This is a genomic window from Ilumatobacter coccineus YM16-304 (assembly GCF_000348785.1).
GTDB lineage: Bacteria > Actinomycetota > Acidimicrobiia > Acidimicrobiales > Ilumatobacteraceae > Ilumatobacter_A > Ilumatobacter_A coccineus.
The window spans coordinates 4,509,087-4,532,488 of record NC_020520.1; the positions used below are offsets into that span (position 1 = coordinate 4,509,087).

Sequence of the window (23,402 nt, forward strand, 5' to 3'; positions counted from 1 at the left end):
CGAGGCAGGCACGCCGTCGGTCGGTCTCCGACCCGCTCGCTACTGCAACGTGTGGATCAGGCCGTACTCGACGATGCCGGGGCAGTGGTACTCGAGCGCATGGAACACGCGGCGATCTCGACGGTCGACGCCGAGGTTCTCGATCCGCAGGACCGCGTCACCGTCGGAGCGTTGCAACAACTCGGCCGTCTCGGCGTCGAGCACCGCGGCGGCCGGCCAGGTGAACATCCAGTCGGCGGTGCCGCGACCGATCGACTCCGCCAGCACCGTCATCGCGTCGGCGGCACGGGCCGTGGCCTCGTCGTCGGACACGTTCGGAGCGAGCGGCACCTGGTCGACCGCGACCACGGCCACCGCGTCGTCGGCCCACCAGCGCTTGGTCGTGCGGAGCAGTCGGATCGGCTCGGTGGTGGCGAAGCGCGGCACGTCGTCTGGGTCGACGACGAGCACGTCGGCGCGCATCACTTCGACACGCGACTCGTAGCCGGCGGCGGCGAGTCGGTCGGCGAAGTCGGCCGCCTTGTCGAGCCGCGTCGGCACCTCGAGCGCCGCCGGGTTCGGGTACGTGCCCGATCCGTGACGCCGCACGATCAGTCCGTCCTCCTCCATGCGGATGAGGACTTCACGCACCGCCGGACGGCTGGCCCCTGCCTGCTCGGCGAGTTCGGCCTCCGACGGCATGCCGAGTCCCGACGCCAACGCGCCGCGCCAGAGCCGCAGGACGGCGGACGTGATGTCGCGATTGTCTTTCATGCGTCGTACACCTCGAGGTCGAAACGTTCCTGCAGAAGTCCGAGCATGGCAGCTGCGTCGACGTCCGCCGCGACCACCGCACGCAGAGCCGCTGGCGTTCGCCCTCGCGCCGACGACTCGTCGAACAGATCGCGACAGTGCATCACATCGGCGCAGAGCACGGTGGTGCCGTGCCGGTCCATTGCTTCCCACGCCGATTCGCGGTCCCACGTCTTGAGCATTCCGGCCGTCGCCCCCACCGAGAACGCGGCGAGCACGCTCGCTTCGAGATGGAAGCGAGTCGCCAGCGGAACCGCGCACAGCGTCACGTCGTCGACGGTCAACCCGACGCGCTCGACGAAGCGCTCGGCCCCATCGACGAGATCTCGATGACGAACCGCGACGGGCGCATCGTCGGGGCCGAACGTGACGATGGCCGTCGCCTCGCCGTCGACCGAGATCGATCCGTCGGCCGAGCGCGGCGTGGCGGTCGCCAGCGCCTCGAGCCAACCGACGTTGCCGGCCTGCGGACCGTCCATCCCGGCGTAGGCGCGGACGGTCGGGAGCTGGTCGATCGCCGGCCGGACGTCGTCGAAGTGATCGTTGGTGTAGATGATCGCGTCGGGAGCGACACTCGACATCTGCGCTCCGAACGACTGCTTCGCAGCGAGGTCGACGAGCGCGGCCGCGGCGCCGAGCGACCACGAGCCGAGCATCGCCACCACGTAGTCGAGACCAGGGTGAGCGAAGACGCCGACGTGTCCGCCGGGGGCGACGCCGAACGCGTCGAGTGTCGAAGCGGCCCGCGCCATCGCGTCGCTCGCCGCTGCGTAGGTGAGCGTGCGATCGCGATCGACCCAGTGCAGTGCCGTTCGATCGGCGTGCGCGAGGGTCGACGACGAGAGGAGCTCGTGTGCGGTGGAGGTCATCGGTTCACTCGCTCACGCTGGCGGCCATGCGCAGGCGGTCGGCCTTGCCGCTGAACGTTCGGGGCATCTCGTCGAGCTGCGTCATCGAGGCCGGAAGCAGTGCCGGGGCGACGAGCTCGGCGGCGTGCGCCAGCAGGGCATCGGGGTCGAGCGGCTCGCCGTCGAGCGTCTGGAAGAACCCGGCCAGCCGACCGTCGTCGGTCTCGACGACGGCAGCGTGGAGCACCGCGGGATGTTCGTACAGCGCATCTTCGAGCTCGCGGAGGAACCCGCCGCGCTCGACGGCCGCCTCGGTCTCACGCGTGCGACCGAGGACCTTGAGGAAGCCGTCGGCGTCGCTCACCGCGACGTCGCCGGTGTGGAGCACGCCACCGGCGGTCGCCTCGTCGAACTTGCCCGGCTTGTTCCGGTACGAGTCGAAGTAGCCGTGCGTCACCATGACCTCGCCGATCTCACCGGCCGGGAGTTCGGCATGGTCACGACCACCGACGTACGCCACGCGGTCGGGCAACGGGCGGCCGACGTATCCGGCGAGCGCTCGGTCGCCGTCACTCGGGCTGCCCATCGCCATGAACCCGCCCATCTCGCTCTGCCCGTAGGTCTCCATGAGCGCGATGCCCATCCGGTCGCGGTAGTCACGCTTGATCCGAGGCGCGAGCGGTGAGCCTCCCGACATCGCGATGCGGAACGAACTGTCCTCGGCACCGGGAGCGTTGACGATGTCGGCCAGCGTCAGTGGGTAGCCGACCATGACCGTGGCATTGGAGGTACGCGCGACCTCCCACATCTCGTCGACCGGACGGCCGGCGACCAAGGCCACCGCAGCACCGGCGTGGATCGCCGGCATCAGCGCCGCGACCAGTTGGAAGCTGCTCGCGATCGGCGTGGTGGCGAGCAGCACGTCGTCGCTCGTCAGCCCGAGTCGTTCGCCGATGCACGCCGTTGCCAGGGTGACAGGACCCGACCGGAGCACGGCGCCCTTCGGCGCACCGGTCGTACCCGACGTGTACGACAGGTACAGCGGCGCGTCGTCGTCGTGACAGTCGATCGGCGCCTCGTCGGCCCGACCGAGCTCGCCGAGGGCGATGACCGATGCGGCTCCAGCGGCGCGGAGGTCGTCGTGGCGGGCGGGAACGGCGACGACGACCTTCGCGTCGATGTCGTCGATGAAATACGGCAGCGCATCGGGACCCAGTTGCGGGTCGAGCAGCGCGGGCAGTGCTCCCGCTTTCCACGTGCCGATGATGGCCAACCAGAGTCCGACCTGATCGGGCGCACAGAGACCGACACGATCCCCTCGCTCGATGCCGCGCGCCTGTAGATCGGCCGCGATCGCGTCGGTCATGCGGTCGGCCTGGGCGTAGTTCAGGCAGGTCTCACTGTCGATCAGGAACGTGCGCGCGCCGTGGCGTCGGGCGGTTCTCCGGAAGGTCCACACGATGTTCATGGGCGGGCAAGCTAGCCCACGGTCCGTAACAATGCAGTCTGACGACTTGCTGGTAATCCAGCGTTCATCGTGGCAAGATCTCGGAGGTGGACGCCGTTGCAGCCTCGGAACCTCAGTGTTTGCAGGCACAACGTCGCCTTCGGACCGCATCCGGCACACGGCCGACGTCGACTGTGAACGCCATGTGAACACGTGCGCGAATATGACGAAAGCGACCATCGAGCGATGTATCGATGTCACCGGACCGAACGCCAGGTCGCAACATCCGGCACCGACGTCACGCCCACGACAACTCACGACATTCCTCCCCCGAGAACCACAGACAACCGAAGAGAAAGCCGAGATCAGCCATGTTCACCGGAATCGTTCAAGACCAGTGCGAGGTCATCGAGAAGGAGATCGTCGACGGCGTCTGCCGCATGACGGTCGACCTCGGCGACCATGCCGAGGGCTTGCAGTTGGGCGCTTCCGTCGCCAACAACGGCGCGTGCCTCACCGCCGCGAAGATCGACGGCGGCATCGTGCGCTTCGACGTGATCGGCGAGACGCTCAGTCTCACCAACCTCGCCGACGTCGAGGTCGGCGACCGCGTCAACATCGAACGGTCACTCAAGTTCGGTGACGAGCTCGGCGGACACATCCTGTCGGGCCACGTGTCGGGCACGGCCATCGTGTCGGAGATCGAGGTCGACGGCGACAACCGAACCATGTGGTTCGACGTCGAACCCGAACACATGCGCAACCTGCTGTGGAAGGGGTGGATCTCGCTCGACGGCGCGAGCCTCACGATCTCGCGCGTCGACCGCGACGCCAACCGGATCGCCGTCAGCCTGATCCCCGAGACGCTCGAGCGCACCACCCTCGGTCGCGCCGAGCCCGGCACACGGATCAACATCGAGGTCGACGCACAGACCCAGACGATCATGCACGCCGTGCAGGAGCTGTTCCGCGACGAGTCGCTGCGCGCGCAGGTGCTCGGCCAGGCGTGACGGCGTGACCACCACGCTCGCAGGCCGCCGCGCCCTCGTCACCGGCGCGGCGAAGGGAATCGGACGGTCGGTCGCCGAGCACCTCGCCACGATCGACATGCGCCTCGTGTTGCTCGACGTCGACCCCGGCGTCACCGAGGTGGCCGACCGACTCGGAGCCACCTCGATCGTCGCCGACCTCACCGCGTCCGACGACGTGCGCGGGCAGTTGGCCGCGCTGGCCGACGACGAGGCGTTCTGGCTCCTGGTCAACAACGCCGGCGTCTTCTTCCGCTCGTCGATTCTCGACATGGAGATCGACGACTGGGATCGCGTGCAACAGATCAACGTCCGTTCGATGGTCACCACGATGCAGGCGGTCGTGCCGGCGATGATCGCCGCGGGCGGTGGTCGCGTCGTCAACATGGCCTCGATGGCGGCCAAGCTCGGCACGCCCGGTGAGGCCGCGTACGCCGCGTCGAAGTCTGCGGTCGTCGCGCTCAGCCGGATCGCTTCGATGGAGTTCGGCGAGCACGACATCACCGTCAACTCGATCTGCCCGGGCTACGTGCTCACCGAGATGGGTGCCGACACGCGGAGTCCGCAGGACGTCGCAGCATGGACGGCGAAGAGTCCACTCGGCCGGCTCGCGAGCGAGGGCGACGTGGCGTCGCTGATCGCCCACCTCGCGTCGGACGGGGCCGGGTACCTCACCGGTCAGGCGCTCAACGTCACCGGCGGGATGTGCACCTGGTGAACGCCGGCTGACATCGGCACTACGGCGTCGTGGTCGCGGCATCCTCGCCGCGAACGTCGAACGACACCGAGACGGTGCCGAGCCCGGTCATCTCGGCGACGAAGTGTTCACCGCCGGCTACAACCACCATCGGCCCGAGCGCACCCGACAACACGACCTCGCCGGAGCGGAGCGGCCGACCGAGTTCGCGGGCGGTCTGCGCCAACCAGACCAGCGCGTTGAGCGGATCGCCGAGACACGCGTCGCCACGCCCCGACGACACCACCTCGCCGTCGCGCCGGACCTCCATCTCCACCTCGGCGGGTTCGACCTCGTCGAGCGTCCGCCCCGTCTCGCTCAACACGAACAACCCACTCGATCCGTTGTCGGCGATGGTGTCGCCGATCGTGATGTCCCACGTGGCGATCCGACTGTCGACGATCTCGAACGCAGCCCGACATTCGCGCACGGCGGCGCGCACGCGAGCGACGTCGAGTTCACCGTCGACGAGGTCGTCGCCGAGCACGAAGGCCACCTCGGCTTCGACCATGGGTTGGATCAGTTCGTCGAGTGACACGGTGGCGCCGTCGGGCCGCGACATGTCGTCGAACAGGACGCCGATGTCGGGTTCGTCGACGCCGAACTGATCGCGCGCCGCCTGCGACGTGAGCCCGATCTTGCGACCGACGATGGTCGCACCGTCTCGGATCCGGAGCTGCGTCGCGCGCTCTTGAACCTCGTACGCGTTCGACGCGTCGGAGCCGATCAGATCGCGGACCGGAGCGCACGGCACGCCGGAGGCCGCGGCAGCGGCCAGACGCCCGACGGCTCGATCGACCACGTCGCCGCCGCCATCCTCGTCGGCGCCGCCAGCGCCGTCGAGGGGTCGGCAGTTGCCGTCGAGGGGTCGGGAGTTGCCGTCGGAACCGGGGGTGCTCATCGCCCGATCATGCCAGCCCAGCTCGCCCCCGAACGCACCGCGGCTCGGGCGCGAACGGTTGCGCTCACGGGCCGAGCCAGAAAATCAGTTGACTTCGTACATTGTACGACTACAGTGTCTCGTACAAAGTACGAATCGAAACTCGGAGACACCCATGCAGACCATCAACCGCACACAGAGCAGCCCCACGACACTCTCGGGCACGCGCATGCGTGCCGTCGTCCAACACCGCTACGGCGGTACCGACGTGCTCGAACTCGCCGAGATCGATCGGCCCACGATCGGCGCCGACGAGGTGCTCGTCGAGGTCGTCGCCGCCGCCGTCGACCGCGGCACCGAACACCTGATGACCGGCCGTCCGTGGCTGATCCGCCTCGTCGGCTACGGGTTCCGTCGCCCGAAGCAGCCGGTCGTCGGTCTCGACGTCGCCGGCATCGTCCGCGCCGTCGGCGACGACGTGACCCGCTTCGAGGTCGGCGACGAGGTGTTCGGCATCGCGAAGGGTTCGCTCGCCGAGTTCACCGCTGCCGCCGAGAGCAAGTTGGCGAAGAAGCCCGCCGGGCTCAGCTTCGAGCACGCAGCAGCGTCGAGCGTGTCGGGCATCGCGGCGCTCCAGGCGCTGACCGACGTCGGCCGCCTGGAGCCCGGCCAACGCGTCCTCGTCATCGGCGCGTCCGGTGGCGTCGGCAGCTTCGCGGTGCAGTTGGCGCGCGCCCTCGGCGGCATCGTCGACGGGGTCGCCGGCACCGACAACCTCGAACTCGTCGCCTCGCTCGGCGCCGAGCGGGTGTACGACCATCGGACCACCGACATCGCCGACATCGCCGAACAGGCCGATCCCTACGACCTGGTCGTCGACATCGGCGGCCGCAACCCGGTGCGCAAGCTGCGCCGCCTCCTCACCCGCTCGGGCACGCTCGTCATCGTGGGTGGCGAAGACGGCAACCGCATCACCGGCGGTGTCGGTCGGCAGATCCGCGCCACGGCGCTGTCGCCCTTCGTCCACCAACGACTCACCATGTTCATGAGCACCGAAGCGCACTCGTTCATCGAACGTCTGGCCGAGCACCTCGAGTCGGGGGCGGTCGTCCCGGCGGTCTCCAACCGCTTCCCGCTCGATCAGGCACGCGACGCGATGCGTCAGTTCGAGACCGGCACGGCGCGCGGCAAGACCGTCATCCGCGTCGCCGACGACGGCGAGTGATGAGCACGATCGATCATCCCGCTCGGCCGTCGGGGCGACGCTCGACGCTGCGGCGCGTGCTGCCGTGGGCGTGGCTCGCGCTGTCGGCCGTGTGGGCCGCGGTCATCGTCGTCACCGACTCGTCGGCGTGGCCGCTCGCGTTGTGGATCGCCACCACGATCGGTCCGCTCATCGCACTCGAGCGACGTGCACGCGAGGAACCCGACGCGCTCCGATGAGCACGACGCACCGACCGCTTCATAGTGTCGGTGGCGTACTCCACGTGCGAAAGGAACGCAGCCATGACGCGACTGTCGTCGATCGATCCGCAGGATTGGGATCCCGAACTCAAGGACGCGATCCATCCAGAGAACCGAACGCCGTTGGAGAACGGGCTGATGCGCTACTTCGCGCATCGCCCCGATCTCGCCAAAGGGCTGATGTCGTTCTCGGGGAGCCTCAAACGCAACCGCACGCTGAGTCCGCGCCTCGTCGAGCTCGTCAGGTTGCGCGTCGCATTCCACAATCAGTGCCGAAGCTGCATGGCGATTCGCTACGACGACGCGCTCCAGGACGGGCTGACCGAAGACGCCGTCTGCTCGCTCGAGAAGCCCTACGAGGCACCCGATCTGAGCGAGGCCGAGAAGGCCGCCATCCGATTCGGTGAGCTGTTCGCCACCAACCATCTCGACATCGACGACGAGCTCTTCGAGCGCCTGCACGAGCACTTCAGCGAAGGCGAGATCCTCGAACTCGCGTTCAACGCCGCGCTGTTCGTCGGCATCGGACGGCTGGGTGCGGTGCTCCACATGGTCGAGGAACTGCCCGACGCGTTCCGCTCCGACGACGTCGCTCCCGCTGCGGTGTCACCCTGGGGCAACGAGTCGATCGTCGTCCGCTAGGCCCACGACGTCAGCGAGACGTCGTCATACCGACGCGAGTCAGTCCTCGCGTTCTTCGAACGCGAGCGCGAACTCGTCGAGCAACTCCATCGAGTCACCCGAGGCGACCAGCTCCCGGGTCAGTTCGAGGATCTTCTCGTCGAGTTCGTCCGACGCCGTGTTCGCGCGCCAGTAGCCCGATGCTCTGATGTGCTGCGGCGGAGGACTCGTCTGCTCCAGCAGTCGGCGCACGCCGCGGGCCATTCGCGCCTCACCGGCCACCCACACGACCGCTCCCGCCGGAAGCGCGAGCGCCGCCACACCGGCGACGAGCGCCGCGCCGGGCGTCTGACCGTCGCGTCGATACCACGCGACCGGCACACCGAGTTCGATCTCGTCGGCGCTCGTGTCCACTTCGACGCCCACGTGGAACAGCGGTATCCGATCCCTCGACGATGTCTCGATGATGGCCGCGATGGCAGGCAGAGCCGACTCGTCGCCGAGCAAGACGAGCGGACCATCGGGCAAGGGAGGGAACCGACGCGGCCCGGCGAACCCGACCTCGCCACCAACCGCAGCCGAGGAGGCCCAGTCGACCAGGACACCGTCGTGCGTCATCGCGACATCGATCTCGATCGTCGCGGCGACCGGATCGTGGCGCCGAACGGTGATGGTTCGGGGAGTCGACGGTTCGACTCCGTCTGGATACGTGAGGCCGGCTTCGAGCGAGGCGGTCGGCATCACCACCGGGTGACCGGACGACGGGATGAGCACTCGGAAGCCCGGCGCCGGCCCGTCACCGCAGTCGAGAGTCTCGAACTCCGGTGCCTGCACGACGACTCGTCGCAGGCGCGGTCCGACGTCGCTGGCAGCGACGACCCGACCGACGCCGGTGACGAACCCCGGCGGCAGCGTTCGCTCGCCCGAGCCGACCCGACCGCCGGTCGCATACCCGCCGCCACCGGCGCGCTCGGCCATGTCAGGCGTCGCCGGCGACGAGTTCGAGTTGCGGACGCATCAGGTCGAGCAGGTACGGGACCGACAGCGGCGTCGGCGTGTTCAGGCCGACGATGTCGGGCAGCGTGAAGTCGATGAGCGCACCGCTCTCGGCCGACGGCAGTTCGGACAGGCCGACGATCGAGTCAGGCTCGGCGCCGTTCAGCAACACGCCGACGAGGTCGGCCTGGAGCAGGCCGATTTGCTCGTAGCTGATCTGCACACGGCCGACGGCTCCTTCGTCGATGGCGACGATCTCCGGGTCGAGCTCCATACCGAGTGCGTTGAAGACGCGGCTCGCGCCGTCGTCGGGGTCGGCGATCACGTAGATCGTGTCACCGGGAACGAGGTTGGCGAAGGTGTAGGTCTTGCCGGCGAGGCCGGGCAGCTCGGCCGCGAGTTCGGCCACTTGGGCGTCGACCCCGGCGATCACCTCGGCCGCCCGTTCGGGTTCGCCAAGTGCCTCACCGAGCGCGGCCACCTGGTCGGCCCACGGCTCGACCTCGAGATCGCTGAGGAAGGCGAGGGTCGGGGCGATGTCGGAGAGCAGGTCGAAGTCGGCCTCCTCGGCGACGGCGAACGTGACGAGAATGAGGTCGGGGTCGAGTGCCGACACCATCTCGAACGGAATCTGACCGGCGGAATCGATTCGTTCGACACCGTCGAGCAGACCGGTCTGCCACGGGTACGGGTCGGTCTCGCCGACGGTGCTGGTCAGCATGTAGGCGGCGGGCGTCTCGCCCATGGCGAGCACGGCGTCGGTCCATTGCACGTTGAGCGTCACGATGCGCTCGGGTCGTTCGGGGATGACCGTCGAACCGAAACGGTGCTCGATCGTGACCGGGTACGCCGCGTCGTTCACCTGGTCGACGGCCGACTCGTCGGCGGCTTCAGACTCGGCCGACTCGGGAGCCTCGGTCGTGTCGGGACCGTCGGTGGCTTCGGTCGCCGACACGTCGGCGGTGACGCTGGGCGAATCAGCCGAGGTGTCGGCCTGGTCGGCGCCGTCGCTTCCGCACGAAGCGGCGACGAGCGACAGCAGGACCGGAACGGCCAGACGACGGAGACGGCGTGATGAGTTGAGCACGCCGAGAAGCTAGCCCGCTGTTCGCGCTACTTACAACATCTGATTAACCATGCCTTACACACGGTGACCGCTTGTTTCCCTCAGACCGGGACCAAGGGAAACAACCGCTTGTTTCCCTCAGACCAGGTCCGAAGGAAACAAGCGGCTCGCGTCACATGGTGCGGGTCACGGCCGCGGCGCTGTGGATGGCGGCTTGGATCGTGTCGGTGCCGTTGGCGTTGCCGACGAGGTGGACGCCGAACGACGTCGCGTCGCCGGCGTGGTGTGTGGCGTGGTGTGTGGAGAGGTGCGTGGCGAGTTCGTCGTTGAGGTCGTGATAGGTGACGATGCACACCGTGTCGGCCTCGATGGTCTGCTCGTGGCCCAAGCCGAGTCCGACGGCGACCACCGAGGTCTCGGTGATGCGCGACAGTGCCATGGTCGGAACGAACGTGACGCCCGCAGCGAAGAGCCGTTCGCGGCTCGCGGCGACGGTCGCGGGCGGGAACGGGATCTTCGCGCCGAGCTGTTCGTGGCGACCGATGATCGTGACGTCGGCACCGGCGGCGAGCAGTTTGTCGGCGACCGAGATCGCTTCGAAGGTGCCGGTGTCGTCGTACACGACCGCCTTCGTGCCGACCGTGGCGCGCCCGCCGAAACCGAGGACCTCCCAGCTCGTCGCGACGTGTGGGAGATCGGCGCCCGGCACCGCGATCGACGGCGACGACAGCTGGAAGCCGGGCGACTTCGGCGTCGACCCGGTGGCGACGATGACCTCGTCGGCACCCGCCGCCACGATCAGGTCGGGGTCGACGGGTGTGCGCAGGTGGACGCGCACGCCGAGCCGATCGATCTCGTCGGCCTGCCACCGGGTGATCGCTTCGAGGTCGGAGCGCGGCGGCACCGAGGCGGCCATCCGCACCTGCCCGCCGAGCGCACCGGTCATCTCGTACAGGTCGACCTCGTGCCCGCGAAGCGCCGCGGTGCGCGCTGCTTCCATTCCGGCGGGGCCACCGCCGACCACGATCACCTTCTTGATCACGTCGGCCGGTCCCGGTGTCTCGAACGGCACCTTCGTCTCGGCGCCGGCGGCGACGTTGACGACGCACTGGATCTTGCCGGTGGTCATCAACTGCGCGACGCACCCCATCGACGTGCCGATGCACGGCCGGATCTCGCTCTCGCGACCCTCGCTCGCCTTCACCACCAGATCGGGGTCGGCGATCATCGCCCGCACGATCGACACCATGTCGGCCATGCCCGAACCGACGATGTGGTCGGCGTGGTCGAGGGTCATGATCCGACCGGTCACGATCGTCGGCACGTCGACGACCTTCGTGACGTGCTGGTTGTTGTCGAGTTCGTAGCCGAGCGGGTCGTCGAGCGTCGACAAGAACTTGTGGAACCGCCAGTAGGTCCCCATCGACACGTCGAGGAAGTCGATGTCTCCTTCGAGTTCGCGAGCGATCGCCTCGGCTTCGACGTGATCGATGCCACCGTCGATGAACTCGTCGCCCGAGATGCGGATGCCCACCGGGAACCCGTCGCTCACCTCCGACCGGATCGCGGCGAGCACCTCGCGCACGAAGCGGACCCGATTGGCGAGCGATCCGCCATACTCGTCGTCGCGCTGGTTGGTGGCCGGCGAGATGAACGAACCGAGCAGGTAGCCGTGCGCCGCGTGCAGCTCGATGCCGTCGAGGCCGCCGCGCTCGACGCGCCGGGCTGCTGCCGCGAAGTCGGCGACGACGTCGGCGATCTCGCCGGTGGTCATCGCTCGGGGTGTCACGCCGACCATCGCGTTGGGGATCGCGCTCGGTCCGACCGGCCGCTTGCCGGGCACGCGCTGCACCGTGATGCCGCCGTGCCACAGCTGCTGTAAGACCTTGGTGCCGTGCGTGTGCATCCGCTCGGCCAACTGCTCGTACCAGGCCAGCACGTCGTCGGAATACACGGGGATGCCGGTCGGTGAGTCGGTGTTGACCCCGGCGATCTCGATGATCGCGAGACCGACACCACCCTTCGCTCGGGCCTCGTGATAGGCGATCAGCCCGTCGCCCGTCGCCCCGGTCGAGTGCGCGGTACGCACGATCCGGTTCGGGATCGTGCACCCGCCGATCGTCAGCGGCTGGAAGACGTTGGGGTAACTCACGCCATGTCCCAGGCGACCGGCAGCGTCTCGACGCCGTGGAGTACGGGTGCCGAGATGAAGGTCGGTTCACCGGTGAGGCGGAGGTTGGGCAGCCGATCGAGGATCGCGTCGAGTGCCACCGACGCCTCGACTCTGCTGAGCGGTGCACCCATGCAGAAGTGGATGCCTTTGCCGAACGCGAAGTGCTTCTTCAGCGTGTCGAGATCGCGCGTGATGTCGAACCGCTCGGGTTCATCCCACATCTCGGGGTCCATGTTCGCCGAGAAGAACGAACACATCACCTTCGAGTTCTCCGGGATCGCCACACCGCGCAGTTCGGTCGGTTCGGTGTTGGTGCGGAACAGACCGTGCACCGGGGCGTCGAAGCGAAGACTCTCCTCGACACAGTTCGGGATGAGTGACCGGTCGTTGCGCACCAACTCCAACTGATCGGGATGTTGGAGCAGGCGCCAGACCATGTTGCCGATGAGCTGCGTGGTGGTCTGGCTGCCCGCGATGAACAGGAACCCCATGAAGCCGAGCACGTCGATGTCGGTGAGCACCCGACCATCGACCTCGGCGGTCATCAGGGCGGTGAGCGTGTCGTCGGGGAGTTCGGCGCCGTCGGCCATCATCTGGCGACGCTCGGCGATCATCCGCAGGAAGTAGGTGGTCTCCTCCTCGCGATCACGGTTGCGCGAGTCGGGCTTGGCCGACTGGATGTCGGCGTTGCGGGCGACGACCGCGTCGGCGCGTGGACGGATCTCGCGGCAGTAGTCGACGTCGAGACCGAGCAGCCAGGCGATGACGATCAGCGGCACGGGCGTGGCCAGCAGTGCCATGAGATCCCCCTCACCGCCGGCCTGCCAGGTGTCCATCTCGGCACCGACGAGCGTGCGGATGTCGGGCTCCATCGCTTCGAGGGTCTCGGCGTTGAACGCCTGCTGCACGAGCCGCCGGTCGGACGTGTGCTGCGGCGGGTCGACGCTGACGAGCGCACTCCCTCCGGCGTACGCCAGGCCCGGGCCCTCGGCGCTGCTCCACAACTTGTACTTGCGCAGCATCTGGCTGACGTCGTCGGCGCGTGTGGCCGCCCACCAGTCGTACGGCTCGCTGGCGTGCGCGACCGGGCACTCGCCACGCATGCGGGCGTAGGCGCTGTGCGGATCGGCGCGAAACGCGTCCGAAAAGAAGTCGAAGTCGTCCATCTCGTCCCCCGAGGAGTTCGTCGTCCGAGCCACCCGTCCCCCGGGAAGCCGACCGTTTGCCGAATAAGTGAATGCAGATTAACCTTTCGCTCGATGGCGGCGCAACGTGGACCCACCCAGCGCCGGTCGAGCGCCCGGATCGGTCGACCGGCCAAGGACGACAACGTGGTCGCCACCGGCGAACGACTCATCGCTGCTGCGGTCGACGAGTTCGTCGAGCGCGGGTTCAGCCGGGCCAGCCTCACCCGGATCGCCGAGCGGGCGGGCATCTCCGGGCCCGCCGTCTACAAGCACTTCGCCGGCAAGGCCGACCTGCTCATCCACGCCGCGCGCCACAGCCTCGAACAGACCCTCAGCACGATCGCGACCCCATCACGATCGCCGCACGACATCGCCCGCCGCTGGCTCGCCGACGACTTCGCACCGACACGCCGGCTGCTCCTCGAACTCCACGTCGCCGCCGGGCGCGAAACCGACCTCGCCTCGCTCCTCACCGACTGGCACCTCGAACGCACCGCCGTGTGGCAGACCACACGCGCCGACTCCGTCGAGCAGATCAAGGTCTTCTACCTCTTGCTCCTCGGCCTGGCACAGATCGACTCACTCACCCCACTCGACACGTCGCCCGACGCGATCGCCCAACTCGTCGACCGGATGGTCGACGCGCTGTTCGCCGACACCGTCTGACACGGCCGATCGCACACACACGTACTGGAATACGACCATGGATGTCTTCGAAGCAATGAGCACCTGCCGGGCGATGCGCTACCTCGAGCCCGACCCGGTCGACGACGAACTGATCGAGCAGATCATCACGGCGGCGACGTGGGCGCCGAGCCCCGGCAACTCGCAGGGTCGCGACTTCGTCGTGGTGAAGGACGCCGACAAGAAGCGTCGGATCGGCGATGCCATCGAAGCCGTCATGGCCCGTCCGGTCGCCGCGATGGAACGCCCCGATCGCACGCACCGTCTCATGCTCGACGGCACCGCGCACCTGATCGAGACCCTGAAGTCGTGTCCGGTGTTGATCCTCGTGTGCGGCAAGGCGGTGTATCCCTATGCGGCGCCTCGCGAGTCGTTCGTGTGGTCGTCGATCTACCCCGCCGCGCAGAACCTCATCGTCGCTGCGCGAGCGCTCGGCCTCGGCACGGTGTTCACCACGTTCCAGGGCACGGCCGAACCGACGATCCGCGAGACGCTGTCGATTCCCGACGACGTCCACATCGGCTGCGTCATCCCCGTCGGCTGGCCCGGCAAGAAGTTCGGGCCGCTCAAACGAGTGGGCTACGACTCGGTCGTCCACGTCGACGAGTGGCGAGGCGACCTGCGCACCTACCCGCCGACCTACGACGAGTAGGTCACCTCGACCGGCCGTCCGGCATCGACGTTGCCCGCGACCTCGGCGGCGCGAGTGCGCGGTTCGGTTCAGAATCGACGCCGCCGAGCCGATACATGCGTGTGGCTTTCGATCGTCATCCCCTTCGACGTCGGGTCGCCGGGCGCGTCGCCGCCGGAGCGGCCGGATGACTCCGGTTGGTCAACGCTCGCGCCGCGCGTTCGCCGCGACGATCGTGACGGCCGTGATCGTCGGTGGCTCGATCAGCGCGCAGGGCGCCGACGGACCGTCGACGATCGTCGGACTCGCAGGAGGTCAGGCGTTCGAACCAGCCGAGCGGACGACGCCGCCGGAATCCGACCCCGACGACGTGGCCTCGTTCTCCGACGACTTCGACGGCACCGGACCGCTGATCGGGTACACCACCACGAATGCCGAGGTCTTGCCGACCGTCGGCCGCGTCGACGGCCGCTATCGCGCCGAACTCACCGACAACGCCGACGACAAGACGCTGCACTACCACGATGCGCAGGGGCGTCTCGACGCCGTGCCGGCGACCTTTCCGTTCGTGTACATCGCTCGCAACGTCGGCATCGGCACGCTGGCCGACTCGCAGGTCGCGCCCGACCCACCCGGAGCGGCCTACATCTTCGCCGGCGTGCAGGTGCACTCGGCCGACCTCGACGCCGCCGACAGCGCCCACGTCGTGGTCGGACACCGAGGCGGCACCCAGTTCACGATCGAAGGCAAGAACACGGTCGCCGGTCACTCCCGCGTCGATGACATCGGTGCCGGTACGGCTCCCGCCGGCCGCGCCGACATCCGCATCGTCGGCAATGCCGACCGGACCCTGACCGTGTATTGGCAGACACCGAACCTCGACGGCGGCGCCGACGACTGGCAGCTCTACCGGGGCACCGGCAACCTGCCCGGGCCCACCGCCGCCTTCGGCCCGACGGTGTACGTCGGCCTGATCACCTACGCCTTCGGCTCCGCCGGGCTCCCGTTCGTCGGCACGGCCGACAGCGTTCACCTCGACCGCAGCTAGCGCACCGCCACCGGCTGGTCCACCTCGGCTCCGGCGGAGAGACCGGACACGGCGGGCGCCGGTCCAGGACGGTCGGAACGGTCGGAACCGTCGGAACCATCGCCGCCGAGCATCTCGCGCCAGCGACGGATCCAGAGTTCGGAGCCGGTGTCGGCGGGCATCAATGCCATCCGTTCGAGCGGGCTCGGTGCCGATCCGAGGCCTTCGAAGATGCTCCGGTCCTGTCGCTGGAAGAGCTTGAAGTCGACGAACATCGCCAGCCATGCCTCGACCACGCGCAGTCCGGGGATGCGCTTGGTGTACGACGGGTGATAGTTGGCCGCCACCCAGGTGCGGTCGTCGTCGACGGGGGTCCCGACCGCGACGAACTCGGTCGACCCGATGCGCACGCGCAGTGCACACGGCATCACGACCTCGCCGGCGACGGCGATCGATCGACCCGACGACGCGTTGGTGAGCTTCGCGGTCATCGACAGACGTGTGCCGTCGTCGATCAGCTCGACATCGGTCAGTTCACGTCCGATGCCCGGCGTGTACGCACCGTGGACGAAGGGCACGTGGTGGAAGTCGAGCGCCGATTCCATGAACCGCGAGTAGTGGACGTCCCACACCTGGTCGTCGCCGACCGTGGCCGTGGGTTCCTCGACGTCGAACCACTCCGGGCCGTCGAGCGGCGAGAGGTCGCCGTGCCACACCCAGATGTAGCCGTGCGCGTCGACGGTCGGCAGGGTGCGCAGGTTGGCGTCGGCGGGGACGTCGTCGTTCGCTCCCATGGCGGGTCGCGTGGCGACACTGCCATCGGCGGTGTAGCCGATGCCGTGATACGGGCACGTCAGGCAGCCGTCGACCACCTTGCCGGCACCGAGGTCGGCGCCGCGATGCGGACACTGGGCCGGGGCGGCGTGGACGCCGTCGCGAGTGCGCCAGACGACGAGTCGTCGGCCGAGTCGCTCGACGGTGACGGGCCGACGACCGAGCGCACTGCTGCGGTGGATGGCGTACCAGGTGTTGTCGACGAGATGTTGCACGGGAGAGCTCCGATCGGGTTGCGTGTCGGGTTGACGACGCTCATGATTCCGATCGTTCGGGTGAGCACGCCTCGCCCGAACGCACCGCTCACCCGGGTGAGCGCTCGCGCTACAGCAGACCGAGATCGCGCGCTGCCTGCACGGCCGGCTTGCGACCGTCGACGGCGAGCTTGCGGTAGATCGACCGGCAGTGCGTCTTGACCGTGTTGAGCGACACGTACAACTCGCCGGCGATCTCGCGTTGGCTCAGCCGGCTCGGCAGGTAGCGAAGGACCGACAACTCCCGATCGCTGAGCTCCTCGACGAGCTCGCCGACCGCGGCCGGGCGTTCGGCTTTGCCGTGGCGTGACTCGACGCGGGCGAGGTAGCGACCGGCGATGCCGGGGTCGGGACAGCGGTCGATGATCGAGCGCGCTTCGAGCAGCATGCTCTCGGCGTCGGGGTCGTCGTGGTCGAACGCGACGTCGGCGGCCGAGGCGAGCGCATACGAGAGCATCACGGCTTCGGGCGAGCGACGGGCGAGCTGTACGCCGCGTCGCGCTGCGGCGAGCGCCTGGTCGGGATCGTCGGTGGTGCGGGCGACGACGCTGTGCGCGAGTGCGAGCTGCGCAGCCTCGGTGAAGCGATGCTCGTCGGCGTAGGCGATCGCGCGCTCGGCGGTCTCGCGAGCGATGGCGGTCTGTCCGGTCTCGATGTCGGCGATGGCCGAGAAGACCGGCGTGACCGCCGCCGAGAAGTGGTCGGGGGCGCTGGTCGCCATCTCGTCGGCGCGGGCGAGGTACGGCCGAGCCTCGTCGAACAGGCCGGCCATCACCCGAACACCGCCCAGCACCATCGCGTGGGTCGGCAGCTTCACCTCCGGCGAATCCTCAACGATCGCCAACCCCGACGACACGTCGCCCTGAGCGAGCTGGATCATGGCCGACAGGCCGCAGATCAGCCCGGCGTCGATCCCGTCGACGTCGAGCCGCTCGGCCAGTGCCAGCGCCCGTTCGGCTTCACCGAACCGGCCGGTGACGAACGTGGTCCAGCCGTGCACGACGGCGAGCGCCGAGTGTTCGTCGAGCACGTCGCCGAGGCGTTCGATGTATCGCAGCACGGTGTACGTCCTGCCCTTGTTCAGCAGCGTGGTCGCATTGTCGGCGACGAGATCGGCGGCCTCGACGCGGCGTCCACCCTCGATGAAGTGCTCGATCGCGTCCTCGAGGTCGCCGTCGTCGCGGTGCCATTCTCCCGCGGCGGCGTGCAGCTCCTGACGTCGCTCGGGTGCGCTCCGCTCGAGTTCGAGGCGCAGCAGATCTCGAAGGAGGTGATGGAACCGGAACCACGTGCCGGTTCGGTCGAGTGCGATCACCAGCTGGTTGGTGCCGGCGATGGTGCGCAGCCAGTCGGCACCGTCGTCGGTGCCGCACACCGCGTCGATGAGCGGCCCCGACATGCGTTCGAGGACCGACGCGTCGAGCAGACGGGCCCGCTCGTCGTCATCGAGCGAGTCGAGCAGCTCCTCCGCGAGGTAGTCGGCGATCAGCTGGTCGTCGCCGTGGAACGACGCGACGAACTCGTCGACGTTCCCCTCGGTCGGGAGCGAGAGCCCGGCGAGGACGAGTCCGGCCGCCCAGCCTTCGGTGCGGTCGCACAGCCGGTCGACTGCCGTCCGATCGAGTCCGAGCGCCTCGGCGTCGAGCAGCCAGCTCGCCTCGTCCTCGTCGAAGCGCAGGTCGGCGGCGCGGATCTCGGCGACCTGGTTGCGGACTCGGAGTCGGCCGAGGCGGAACGGAGGATCGACCCGCGTCGACACCACCAGGACGAGGTTCGACGGTCGGAAACCGATGAGCTGCTCGACCGTCTGATGGACCGCGGCGTTGTCGATGAGGTGATAGTCGTCGAGCACGAGCACCACCTCGTCGGCATGCTCGGTCACCGTGTTGACCACGGCGGTCACGACCTCGTCGTATCCGGCGCTCATCGCCGTGGCGACCGCGCCGGTGATCGCCGGCACGGTCTCGGCGAGCGACGACGCCACGTAACTCCAGAACCGGGCGGGGTCGGCGTCGGCCTCGTCGATCTGCACCCAGGCGACGCTGCCCGAACGATTCGACAGCCATCCGCTCACCAGCGTCGACTTGCCGGCGCCGGCGGGTGCGCTGACGAGCACGAGCCCGCACCTGTGTCCGAGCGAGGCGTCGAGCCGCTCGACCAGGCGGGGTCGATCGAGGTACCGGATCGGCGGGCTCGGGCGGGTGACCTTCGTGGCCGTGAGTGCGCGGCCGTTCGGGACCATGCCGACCATGGTAGAGAGTCTTGTTTGCCTCGGACCAGGTCGATTGTGAACAGGGCGTGACGGTCAGGCGGTCGTTCGCACTCCGCGTGGTCGGCCGACCGCGGCGAACGTCACGGCGGCGGCGTGACCGACGTTGAGCGAGTCGACGACGGGCGAGATCGGGATGCGTACGCGATGCGTGGTGGCACGCATCGTGGCAGCTTCGAGACCGTGCCCTTCGGCGCCCAACACGATCGCCACCTTGTCGGGAACCTCGAGGTCCCACAGGTCGACCGCGTCGTCGGCCGGCGTCATCGCCCAGGTCTCGAAGCCGCTCTCGTGCAACGTCTCGATGGCGGCGGGCCAGTCCTCGGGGGCGGCTCGCGCGACCGGCATGTGCAGGATCTCGCCCATGCTCACGCGCACCGTGCGGCGTTGGTACGGGTCGTTGCACGTCGGGCTGATGACGATGCCGTCGATCTCGAAAGCGCGCGCGGCGCGGGCGATCGCACCGACGTTCTGGTCGTCGTTGAGGGCTTCGAGCACGACGATCCGCCGGCACGACTCAGCGAGTTCGCGGACGGTCGGCATCGGCGCTCGGTAAGCCGACGCGAGGCAGCAGCGGTACATGTTGAAGCCGACGATCTCGGCGATGACCTCCTGCTCGGCCACGTAGACCGGCACGCCGGCCATCTCGGGGCGTTCCATCGTCGGGAGGAATCGTTTGAGACGTTTCGGGTGCAGCAGCACCGACCGCATGCGGTGCCCGGAGTCGAGCATCCGGTCGATCGGCACGTACCCCTCCCCCATGAAGAACTCGTCGCCCTCCATCTCGGCGCGCACCGCGATGCTGTTGAGCTCGCGGTAGTCGTCGACACGCGGGTCGGCTGGGTCGACGATCTCCGTCACGCCATCGACGGGAGCAGTGGTCATACGGCAGTATCCAACATCACGAGTGTCGACGCCGGATCCGCTCCGGTCAGCCGTCGGGCGTCGATGCCGGCCGCGAAGAGGTCAGCCGATGATTGATCTCGCTCAGCGTTCGGTAGGCGGGAACGTGGACCTCGCTCAGCCGGTGCCGGTACACCTCGAACCATTCGGGGTTCGGCTGCACGATCGCCGTGTCGCCGACGCCGCGGATCGCCGCAGCTGCAAAGTTGGTGAAGAGCCCGGCCGCCAACCCGCCGAGGAGGGCGGCACCGAACGACGTCGCTTCCGGCATCACCGAGTACTCCACGGGCGTCTCGTAGACCGAGGCCTTGATCTCGAGCAGAAGTCGGTTGCGCGTGTTGCCCCCGATCGCACGGATCGACGCCACGTCGGGAAGCGGCGCCACCGAGCCCAACGAGTCGAGCAACTGCTTCGCTTCGAGCGCCACGCCTTCGAGCACCGCTCGGTACATGCTCGACCGGTCGGTCTCGGCGGTGAGCCCGAGCCAGGCACCGCGAGCAGCGGGGTCTTGCGTCGGAATGAGCTTGCCGCGGAGGTCGGGGACGAAGGCGACACCGTTCGCGCCCGGGGGCACGTTCACCGCTGACGCGATCAGTTCGGCGTGTGCGGTGTCGGGGCCGAAGAGTTGGCGTGCCCATTCGGTGGAGGCGCCCGACGCGAGGAAACTGCCGAGCACGTATTGGAAGCCGTCGGTGCCGACGGTGCCGATGCCCTGGTTGAACCCGAGCCGCCCGACCGCCGGGTCGGAGATCGTGCGGTCGAGGCCGACGGTGATCGCTTCGGCGGTGCCCAGCGAGTCGATGGTGCTCCCGGCGGCGAGTCCGTTGACGGCGAGGGCGCCGATGACGTGGTCGTGTCCGCCGACCGCCACCGAGCAGTCGGGAGGCAGCCCGAGGTCGTGGGCCACGTCACGGCGCACCGAGCCCAGCAGCGTGCCGAGCGGCTGCAGCGGCGGCAGGATCTCGGGGACGAGACCGAGGTCGGCGACGAGGTCGGTCGCCCACGACCGACGGTGGATGTCGAGCGCGAGGGTTCGCGACGCCAGGGTGAGGTCGGCGGCGATCTCGCCGCTCAGCCGCCACGTGAGGTAGTGCGCGACGGGCAGCACCACACGGGTCCGTGCCAGCGCAGCCGCGGCGTGGTCGCGCATCCACAGCAGCTTCATGACCGAGAAGGTCGGGTCGGTGGTCAACCCGGTCACCGCGAACAGTTCGTCGGCGCCGAGCCGGCGGGCGACCTCGTCGGCCATCGGCACGGTCCGGTCGTCGAACCATGCGATCACCGAATGCGTCGGCTCGCCGTGCTCGTCAAGCGGAACGAACGCCTCACCGCAACTCGCCACCGACAGCCCGCGTACGCGCGCCGCGATGTCGGGGTCGGCGATGGCAGACGTGATCGCAGTGCAGCACGCCGTCCACAGCCCGTCGGCGGTCTGTTCGGACCGGCCCGGCCGGCTGGAGTGAGTGGGTGCCACCGCTTCGCCGCGACCGACCACCTCGCCGTCGAGCGTGAACACCAGCGCGCGCACGCGCGAGGTCCCTGCATCGACGCCGAGGAGGAGCGGTTCACGCACAGCCATCAGCGTGCCTCAGGCGAGCAACGCTGATGCCGACTCGACGGTGCCGCCGTCGTGGATGAGGTTGCGCAGCGCGCCGATCACGGCCGCCGGGTTCGGTGCCTGCCAGACGTTGCGGCCGAACACCACGCCTCGACCACCGGCGTCGAGCGTCTCTTTCACCACCTGCAGCATCGCGGTCTCGGTGTCCATCTTCGGGCCTCCGGCCACGACGACCGGCACCGGGCAGCCGCCGGTGACGCGAGCGAAGCTCTCGGCGTCGCCCGTCGCGTAGGTCTTGACGACGTCGGCACCGTGTTCGAAGGCGAGTCGGCAGGCGTCGGCCATCGCCTGGGCGTCGTTCGGGTCGGGGATGCGTGCGCCGGGGCACGGCAGCGCTTCGACCATCAGCGGCAGCGATGCGTCGAGTGCGTGGCGGGCGATCTCGGCGGTGATGGCGAGCGTGTCCATCTCGACCTCCGAACCGAGGAAGACCATCGAGCACAACCCGTCGACGCCGAGTGCCTGCGCGTCGTCGATGGTGTGCAGCAGCCGCCACTGGGTGTTGGCGAGCCAGTCCTCGCGGTAGACGCTGGGGCCACCGTCGACGCGGAGCAGCGTCGGCACTCGGCCGATCAGTTGGTCGCGGTAGCGCTTGATCACGCCGTAGCTCGTCATGATCGCGTCGACACCGGCTTCGATCGCCATCTCGATGGTCTCGCCCGGATCTTCCAGACCGGGCACGACGCCCATCAGGCGAGCGTGGTCCATGGCGAGGACGAGTTGTGGAGCGTCGGGTGTGTAGGTGGTCATGAGTGCTTCCTTGCTGTGTCGGGGGTGTGGTGGAGAAGTTGCGGTGAGGTGTTCGAGGAGCGTGGCGTCGGAGGCCGGGGTTGGAGAGTCGCGTTGCTGGATGGGGTTGGTGAGCGAGCTGGGTCAGGGGCGTTTGACTCGGAGGGGTGGTTCGCCGAGTTCGATCCGTGCCAGGTCGTCGAGCAGCATCGACATCGCCCGGTCCTGGGTCTGACGTGTTGCGCCACCGATGTGCGGAGTGACGAGCACGTTCGGATGCGCCGCCAGTTCCGGCCAGCGCCCGGTCGGCTCACACACGTCGAGGGCCGCGCCTGCGAGGTGTCCGTCGTTCAACGCGTCGAGCACGGCCGCTTCGTCGAGCAGCGATTCGCGCGCCGTGTTGATGAGGTGGGCGCCGCGACGCATGGCGGCCAGCAGGTCGCGGTTCACGAGGTGGCGGGTCTCGTCGACGGCCGGCGCATGGATCGAGACGACATCGCTCGTCGCCACGAGTTCGTCGAGTTCGACGAGGCGATCGTCGCCCGACTGGAACGGATCGAAGGCGAGGACGCGCATGCCGTACCGCTCGGCTTGCTCGGCGACGGCTCGTCCGACCGCACCGAATCCGATGATCCCGATCGTGAGCCCTCGCGGTTCGGTCGCCATCCAGGCGCCTCCGGCGAACGTCGAGTCGAGGTGCCGCTCGCCGCTGGCGGCTCGGTCGGTCAACCAGCGAGCGGCGGGCACGGCTCGACGGAGCAGCAGCAGGGTCGACGCCATCGTGAGGTCGGCCACCGCCACGGCGTTCTTGGCCGGGGTGTGCAAGACCGTCACACCGTGCTCGTGTGCGGCGGCGAGGTCGACGTTGACCGGGTTGCCCCGAGCGCATGCGACGACCTCGAGCGTCGGGTGCTGTTCGAAGATCATCGCCGGCACCGCAGCCGCGTGTACGAGCAGGATCGGGGTTGCGCCGAGCCAGTCCGAGATCTGTGCCGGATCACCCTGGTGTTCTCTGATCCGCTCGATCGGTGGGCCGTCGACCACGGTGACCGACCGGTACTCGACGTCGCCGTCCCACCCGTCGAGGTGTTCGGCCATCTGCGCGACCGGCAGATAGCTGTCGCCGATGGCGAGCATGGTGCGTCGCGTCATGTCTGACCTCCTCGTTCGTGGCGCACGAGGCCCGGGAGTTCACCTCGACGCAACACGCCTGCA

At 68.6% G+C, this 23,402-nt stretch carries 22 protein-coding genes; 8 read left to right on the forward strand and 14 right to left on the reverse strand.

Going from position 1 to position 23,402, the window contains the following annotated elements:
- Positions 1 to 39: 39 nt before the first annotated feature.
- From YM304_RS20020 to YM304_RS20030, 3 genes are read right to left on the reverse strand one after another with little or no spacing between them, the layout of a single operon-like run.
- Entirely contained in the window at positions 40 to 753 is a 714-nt protein-coding gene (locus YM304_RS20020) for a GntR family transcriptional regulator (protein WP_015443555.1), read from the reverse strand.
- Entirely contained in the window at positions 750 to 1,661 is a 912-nt protein-coding gene (locus YM304_RS20025; RefSeq protein WP_015443556.1) for an AMP-binding protein, read from the reverse strand. Before YM304_RS20025 ends, YM304_RS20020 begins: the two co-directional genes overlap by 4 nt.
- Positions 1,662 to 1,665: 4 nt before the next feature.
- A complete protein-coding gene (locus YM304_RS20030) occupies positions 1,666 to 3,108 on the reverse strand; it encodes a class I adenylate-forming enzyme family protein (RefSeq protein ID WP_015443557.1) in 1,443 nt (480 codons plus the stop codon).
- A gap of 350 nt (positions 3,109 to 3,458) precedes the next feature.
- Between YM304_RS20030 and YM304_RS20035 the strand changes: the two genes are divergently transcribed.
- Together YM304_RS20035 and YM304_RS20040 are read left to right on the forward strand one after the other, a co-directional pair.
- Complete coding sequence (locus YM304_RS20035; RefSeq protein WP_015443558.1) at positions 3,459 to 4,097, forward strand: riboflavin synthase; 639 nt, start codon at positions 3,459 to 3,461, stop codon at positions 4,095 to 4,097.
- A gap of 4 nt (positions 4,098 to 4,101) precedes the next feature.
- Positions 4,102 to 4,833, forward strand: coding sequence for an SDR family NAD(P)-dependent oxidoreductase (locus YM304_RS20040; RefSeq protein WP_015443559.1), 732 nt, complete (start codon positions 4,102 to 4,104; stop codon positions 4,831 to 4,833).
- Positions 4,834 to 4,852: 19 nt separating this feature from the next.
- On the opposite strand, the gene YM304_RS20045 is transcribed toward YM304_RS20040, so the two are convergent.
- Positions 4,853 to 5,653, reverse strand: coding sequence for a 2-keto-4-pentenoate hydratase (locus tag YM304_RS20045; protein WP_015443560.1), 801 nt, complete (start codon positions 5,651 to 5,653; stop codon positions 4,853 to 4,855).
- A gap of 307 nt (positions 5,654 to 5,960) precedes the next feature.
- Here YM304_RS20045 and YM304_RS20050 point away from each other — a divergent pair, with 307 nt between their 5' ends.
- The 3 genes from YM304_RS20050 to YM304_RS20060 all read left to right on the forward strand — a co-directional run bounded on the left by YM304_RS20050 (position 5,961) and on the right by YM304_RS20060 (position 7,837).
- The gene (locus YM304_RS20050) at positions 5,961 to 6,956 is read left to right on the forward strand and encodes an NAD(P)-dependent alcohol dehydrogenase (RefSeq protein WP_015443561.1); all 996 of its coding nucleotides are present in this window, start codon (positions 5,961 to 5,963) and stop codon (positions 6,954 to 6,956) included.
- Positions 6,956 to 7,174: a hypothetical protein gene (locus YM304_RS20055; RefSeq protein ID WP_041298478.1), complete on the forward strand. Its 219-nt coding sequence runs from the start codon at positions 6,956 to 6,958 to the stop codon at positions 7,172 to 7,174. The genes YM304_RS20050 and YM304_RS20055 overlap by 1 nt, the downstream gene beginning before the upstream one ends.
- 63 nt (positions 7,175 to 7,237) lie before the next feature.
- Positions 7,238 to 7,837, forward strand: a complete 600-nt coding sequence (locus tag YM304_RS20060) for a carboxymuconolactone decarboxylase family protein (protein WP_015443563.1) — start codon at positions 7,238 to 7,240, stop codon at positions 7,835 to 7,837.
- Positions 7,838 to 7,876: 39 nt separating this feature from the next.
- Here the strand turns inward: YM304_RS20060 and YM304_RS23250 are convergent, their stop codons facing one another.
- From YM304_RS23250 to YM304_RS20080, 4 genes are all read right to left on the reverse strand, one after another.
- Positions 7,877 to 8,794: a siderophore-interacting protein gene (locus YM304_RS23250; RefSeq protein ID WP_015443564.1), complete on the reverse strand. Its 918-nt coding sequence runs from the start codon at positions 8,792 to 8,794 to the stop codon at positions 7,877 to 7,879.
- 1 nt (position 8,795) lies between these two features.
- Complete coding sequence (locus YM304_RS20070) at positions 8,796 to 9,899, reverse strand: ABC transporter substrate-binding protein (RefSeq protein WP_015443565.1); 1,104 nt, start codon at positions 9,897 to 9,899, stop codon at positions 8,796 to 8,798.
- Between the two features lie 151 nt (positions 9,900 to 10,050).
- Positions 10,051 to 12,030, reverse strand: a complete 1,980-nt coding sequence (locus YM304_RS20075; RefSeq protein WP_015443566.1) for an oxidoreductase — start codon at positions 12,028 to 12,030, stop codon at positions 10,051 to 10,053.
- On the reverse strand, positions 12,027 to 13,217 hold the full coding sequence (locus YM304_RS20080; RefSeq protein ID WP_015443567.1) for a cytochrome P450: 1,191 nt from the start codon (positions 13,215 to 13,217) through the stop codon (positions 12,027 to 12,029). Before YM304_RS20080 ends, YM304_RS20075 begins: the two co-directional genes overlap by 4 nt.
- 93 nt (positions 13,218 to 13,310) lie before the next feature.
- On the opposite strand from YM304_RS20080, the gene YM304_RS23255 reads away from it, so the two are divergent.
- The 3 genes from YM304_RS23255 to YM304_RS20095 all read left to right on the forward strand — a co-directional run bounded on the left by YM304_RS23255 (position 13,311) and on the right by YM304_RS20095 (position 15,601).
- A complete protein-coding gene (locus tag YM304_RS23255; protein WP_015443568.1) occupies positions 13,311 to 13,904 on the forward strand; it encodes a TetR/AcrR family transcriptional regulator in 594 nt (197 codons plus the stop codon).
- A gap of 37 nt (positions 13,905 to 13,941) precedes the next feature.
- Entirely contained in the window at positions 13,942 to 14,574 is a 633-nt protein-coding gene (locus YM304_RS20090) for a nitroreductase family protein (protein ID WP_015443569.1), read from the forward strand.
- Between the two features lie 166 nt (positions 14,575 to 14,740).
- On the forward strand, positions 14,741 to 15,601 hold the full coding sequence (locus YM304_RS20095) for a hypothetical protein (protein WP_015443570.1): 861 nt from the start codon (positions 14,741 to 14,743) through the stop codon (positions 15,599 to 15,601).
- On the opposite strand, the gene YM304_RS23260 is transcribed toward YM304_RS20095, so the two are convergent.
- From YM304_RS23260 to YM304_RS23265, 6 genes are all read right to left on the reverse strand, one after another.
- Entirely contained in the window at positions 15,598 to 16,629 is a 1,032-nt protein-coding gene (locus tag YM304_RS23260; protein WP_015443571.1) for an aromatic ring-hydroxylating oxygenase subunit alpha, read from the reverse strand. The two genes, YM304_RS20095 and YM304_RS23260, sit on opposite strands and share 4 nt — an antisense overlap.
- 109 nt (positions 16,630 to 16,738) lie before the next feature.
- Positions 16,739 to 18,910: a LuxR C-terminal-related transcriptional regulator gene (locus tag YM304_RS20105; protein ID WP_162142123.1), complete on the reverse strand. Its 2,172-nt coding sequence runs from the start codon at positions 18,908 to 18,910 to the stop codon at positions 16,739 to 16,741.
- A gap of 63 nt (positions 18,911 to 18,973) precedes the next feature.
- Complete coding sequence (locus tag YM304_RS20110; RefSeq protein WP_015443573.1) at positions 18,974 to 19,822, reverse strand: TrmH family RNA methyltransferase; 849 nt, start codon at positions 19,820 to 19,822, stop codon at positions 18,974 to 18,976.
- Positions 19,823 to 19,868: 46 nt separating this feature from the next.
- Positions 19,869 to 21,413 (reverse strand): FGGY-family carbohydrate kinase, encoded by a 1,545-nt coding sequence (locus tag YM304_RS20115; protein WP_162142124.1) that lies wholly within the window; start codon positions 21,411 to 21,413, stop codon positions 19,869 to 19,871.
- A gap of 15 nt (positions 21,414 to 21,428) precedes the next feature.
- Entirely contained in the window at positions 21,429 to 22,208 is a 780-nt protein-coding gene (locus YM304_RS20120) for a class I fructose-bisphosphate aldolase (RefSeq protein ID WP_015443575.1), read from the reverse strand.
- Between the two features lie 123 nt (positions 22,209 to 22,331).
- The gene (locus tag YM304_RS23265; RefSeq protein ID WP_051071522.1) at positions 22,332 to 23,339 is read right to left on the reverse strand and encodes an NAD(P)-dependent oxidoreductase; all 1,008 of its coding nucleotides are present in this window, start codon (positions 23,337 to 23,339) and stop codon (positions 22,332 to 22,334) included.
- Positions 23,340 to 23,402 lie beyond the last annotated feature (63 nt).

Bases quoted from the DNA above. Each gene is read 5' to 3' on its own strand.
- YM304_RS20030 (WP_015443557.1), bottom strand. From the start codon at position 3,108: ATGAACATCGTGTGGACCTTCCGGAGAACCGCCCGACGCCACGGCGCG.
- YM304_RS20060 (WP_015443563.1), top strand. From the start codon at position 7,238: ATGACGCGACTGTCGTCGATCGATCCGCAGGATTGGGATCCCGAACTC.
- YM304_RS20055 (WP_041298478.1), top strand. From the start codon at position 6,956: ATGAGCACGATCGATCATCCCGCTCGGCCGTCGGGGCGACGCTCGACG.
- YM304_RS20050 (WP_015443561.1), top strand. From the start codon at position 5,961: ATGCGTGCCGTCGTCCAACACCGCTACGGCGGTACCGACGTGCTCGAA.
- YM304_RS20090 (WP_015443569.1), top strand. From the start codon at position 13,942: ATGGATGTCTTCGAAGCAATGAGCACCTGCCGGGCGATGCGCTACCTC.
- YM304_RS20110 (WP_015443573.1), bottom strand. From the start codon at position 19,822: ATGACCACTGCTCCCGTCGATGGCGTGACGGAGATCGTCGACCCAGCC.
- YM304_RS23250 (WP_015443564.1), bottom strand. From the start codon at position 8,794: ATGGCCGAGCGCGCCGGTGGCGGCGGGTATGCGACCGGCGGTCGGGTC.
- YM304_RS23265 (WP_051071522.1), bottom strand. From the start codon at position 23,339: ATGACGCGACGCACCATGCTCGCCATCGGCGACAGCTATCTGCCGGTC.
- YM304_RS20035 (WP_015443558.1), top strand. From the start codon at position 3,459: ATGTTCACCGGAATCGTTCAAGACCAGTGCGAGGTCATCGAGAAGGAG.
- YM304_RS20025 (WP_015443556.1), bottom strand. From the start codon at position 1,661: ATGACCTCCACCGCACACGAGCTCCTCTCGTCGTCGACCCTCGCGCAC.
- YM304_RS20120 (WP_015443575.1), bottom strand. From the start codon at position 22,208: ATGACCACCTACACACCCGACGCTCCACAACTCGTCCTCGCCATGGAC.
- YM304_RS20080 (WP_015443567.1), bottom strand. From the start codon at position 13,217: ATGGACGACTTCGACTTCTTTTCGGACGCGTTTCGCGCCGATCCGCAC.
- YM304_RS23255 (WP_015443568.1), top strand. From the start codon at position 13,311: ATGGCGGCGCAACGTGGACCCACCCAGCGCCGGTCGAGCGCCCGGATC.
- YM304_RS20105 (WP_162142123.1), bottom strand. From the start codon at position 18,910: ATGGTCCCGAACGGCCGCGCACTCACGGCCACGAAGGTCACCCGCCCG.
- YM304_RS20020 (WP_015443555.1), bottom strand. From the start codon at position 753: ATGAAAGACAATCGCGACATCACGTCCGCCGTCCTGCGGCTCTGGCGC.
- YM304_RS20095 (WP_015443570.1), top strand. From the start codon at position 14,741: ATGACTCCGGTTGGTCAACGCTCGCGCCGCGCGTTCGCCGCGACGATC.